Here is a 366-nt window from a genome sequence, read left to right as displayed (position 1 = left end):
TTATGCAGGAATTAGCCGATTACACAGGTATGCCGGTGGCCATGGCCAGTCGTGACCGACTATCGATGGTCTATCTAGAGCGGTGCAAGGGCACCAACGCCGTCACGCTGGCGATTGAGATTGGTGCCCATATTAAACTGGCCACTACCGCGGTTGGTCGCGCCTGCATAGCGGCACACGGCCCCGATGAGCGCGCCAGAATTCTGGCCCTTGTGGAGGAACGTGAGGGTGACAACTGGCCGAATGTGCAGCCCGGAATCGAAGCAGCTATCGAAGACTACCAACAGTACGGTTATTGCACGTCCTTCACGGAGTGGAAACGTGATGTGAACGCAGTAGCAGTGCCCTTCGTGCCGACGGACGGCT

Annotated in this window: 1 protein-coding gene; it reads left to right on the top strand. The window is 57.7% G+C overall.

Annotation, left to right across the window (positions count from 1 at the left end):
* Window positions 1–366 (top strand): IclR family transcriptional regulator domain-containing protein (locus A3764_RS00360; protein WP_330220501.1); only part of this gene is annotated, 366 nt, incomplete at both ends.

It is taken from the genome of Sulfitobacter sp. HI0129, from assembly GCF_001635395.1.
In the GTDB taxonomy this organism is placed as follows: domain Bacteria; phylum Pseudomonadota; class Alphaproteobacteria; order Rhodobacterales; family Rhodobacteraceae; genus Sulfitobacter.
This window is presented reverse-complemented; position numbering and strand designations above follow the sequence as displayed.